Genomic DNA, 2,437 nt, shown 5'->3' on the forward strand with positions numbered 1-2,437 from the left:
AGACCTCACCCAAACAATTAAACATTTCCAGAAAACATCCAATATATAGCTTTTCATCCTAAAATGCATACTTTTCTAGTTTAAGATTAATTAGAAAAGTATATTTCATTACAACTATAAATCCATCAGAAAATTATAAATTACATTCCAATTGTAATCAACGATTGTAAAATACCCAATAACAACGGTTTTAAATTCCCCAAAAATAACAGATAATCGTTTCGAAACAAACATCAAAGATGGAGTGAAGAAACGGTGCTGAAGATTGGGGAGTTTTTTATGATTAGAGAGTTATTTCAGAAAGGGTGGACGAAAACAGCCATTGCAGAAGCAACAGGCTTCGATCGTAAAACGATCAGCAAATATCTAAAAAGCAATCAGTTGCCGGAACGTAAGGCAAGCGAGCAGCAGAAAGAGAGTAAGCTCGAACCCTATAAGTCCTACATCCTTCAACGAGTCAAAGAAGGAACAACCAACTGTGTCGTACTGTTAGAGGAAATTCAAACGATGGGTTACGAGGGGAAGATGACAATTTTAAGAGACTTTGTTCGTCCTCTTCGTCAACAGCCAAAGAAACAGGCAACCTTACGGTTTGAAACACCACCAGGGAAACAAGCCCAAATGGATTGGGCGTACGTGGGAAAATACTTAGTGAATGGCAATCTGCAAGACATTTATGCATTTGTGATGATATTAGGTTATTCCCGAATGAAGTACGTAGAGTTTACAACCAACATGAATCTCGAAACCCTCATGAAGTGTCATATGAATGCTTTTTCTTACTTTAATGGGGTACCAGAACAAATTCTCTATGATAATATGAAAACCGTTGTAATCAAGCATAGTCCTGTAGAGATTCGTTTCAATCGCAAGTTTGAGGATTTCTTAGCCTACTATGGGATTGTGCCAAAAGCCTGTCGTCCTAAACGTCCGCAAACAAAGGGGAAAGTAGAAAGAACCATTAAGTATTTGAAAGATAACTTCTTTCAGCGAAAACACGAACCAACTTTACATGCATTAAATGAAGCCGTACGTACATGGTTGGATCAGATAGCTAACAAGAAAACCAATCAGACTACTAATGAGTCACCATTTCAACGATTTGAGCAGGAACAGAAGTTCCTGCAGATATGGGGAGTGAAGCCTCTGTTTCCCACTTCACATTGGGAAACCAGAGAAGTCAGTCGGGACTGTGTGGTGTCGTACCGCGGAAAAAGGTATTCAGTTCCTTACCGTTACGCTGGACAAATGGTTAAGATTAAAGAAACACTCGATCATCATTTAGAGATTTACGATGAACGTGAATGTATCGCAAAACATCCGGTTCTTACAGGAAAAGCAACTACTCATATCCGAATGGAACACTATGATGGGCTACATACAAAAGAAAAAGGGCAGAAAGCGAAGAACGTTGAAGATTTGGCGACCGACGGTCTTCACTCTCATACCCCATCTCCAAATGTGGAAAAACGCCCTCTCGCTGCTTACGCAGCACTGGAAGAAGGTGAGTCTGTATGATGAACGAACTCTTATTGGAGCGTTTAAAGAAGCTCGGCTGGCATCATACAGCCAACCAACTTGATAGTTTACTAGAAGACGCTTCTAAGGATAATGTATCATATTCTGAGTTTCTTCACACTATCGTTTTGCATGAAACGGAGCAACAAGATTCTGATCAACTAGAAAAGCGAATGAAACGGGCAAAGCTGCCTTACACCAAAACGATTCATGATTTTGACTTTACATTTCAACCAAGTCTGAGCGAGAAAAGGGTCAAGGAAACCTTAACATGTCGCTTTATTGCCAATGGGGAAAATCGCATATTACTGGGTCCTCCGGGTGTAGGAAAAACTCATTTAGCCGTCTCCTTTGCGATTGAAGCGATTACCCAAGGATATACAGCCCTATTTTTGTCGGCCGACGACTTAGTGGCTCAGTGCCGCAAGGCCAATGATAAAGGGACACTCCAGCGACTCGTAAATCGTTGGAGTCGTCCAGACGTGTTAATTGTAGATGAAGTAGGTTATTTTCCTTTTGATGAACTAACCGCCAATGTTTTCTTCCAGGTTGTTTCAAAGCGATACGAACAAGGAGCAATGATTTTAACATCTAATAAATCGTACCTTGAATGGGGAAAAGTTTTTGGTGACGATGTATTGGCAACGGCTATCTTGGATCGCCTCTTACATCATGCGATTACATTTAACATCAAGGGTGACTCCTACCGTTTGCGAGAAAAGAAAAAAGCAGGAATTTATCCTGCCCAAACAACGATTTAGCCGTTCATAATGGGGAATTTCATTTCGTTGAAATTGGGGAAATTTGAATCGTTGTTGACACCAATTAAAATACTGATTAATAAGCAAGAATACTATATTCTTCTCAAATTACCTATACCTATATTTTCACTATTTTATTATGATATCAACATTTATTT

At 39.5% G+C, this 2,437-nt stretch carries 2 protein-coding genes; both read left to right on the forward strand.

The features are described 5' to 3' along the window. The first annotated feature begins 255 nt into the window (after nucleotides 1-255). The gene (gene istA, locus FOT98_RS28840) at nucleotides 256-1,518 is read left to right on the forward strand and encodes an IS21 family transposase (RefSeq protein ID WP_002073783.1); all 1,263 of its coding nucleotides are present in this window, start codon (nucleotides 256-258) and stop codon (nucleotides 1,516-1,518) included. After that, nucleotides 1,515-2,279: an IS21-like element helper ATPase IstB gene (gene istB, locus FOT98_RS28845; protein ID WP_000980839.1), complete on the forward strand. Its 765-nt coding sequence runs from the start codon at nucleotides 1,515-1,517 to the stop codon at nucleotides 2,277-2,279. Before istA ends, istB begins: the two co-directional genes overlap by 4 nt. Nucleotides 2,280-2,437 lie beyond the last annotated feature (158 nt).

The sequence above is a fragment of the Bacillus sp. HY001 genome, assembly GCF_007558965.1.
In the GTDB taxonomy this organism is placed as follows: Bacteria; Bacillota; Bacilli; order Bacillales; family Bacillaceae_G; genus Bacillus_A; species Bacillus_A mobilis.

Excerpts from the sequence above, each read along its gene's own strand:
- istB (WP_000980839.1), top strand. The coding sequence starts at position 1,515 with ATGATGAACGAACTCTTATTGGAGCGTTTAAAGAAGCTCGGCTGGCAT.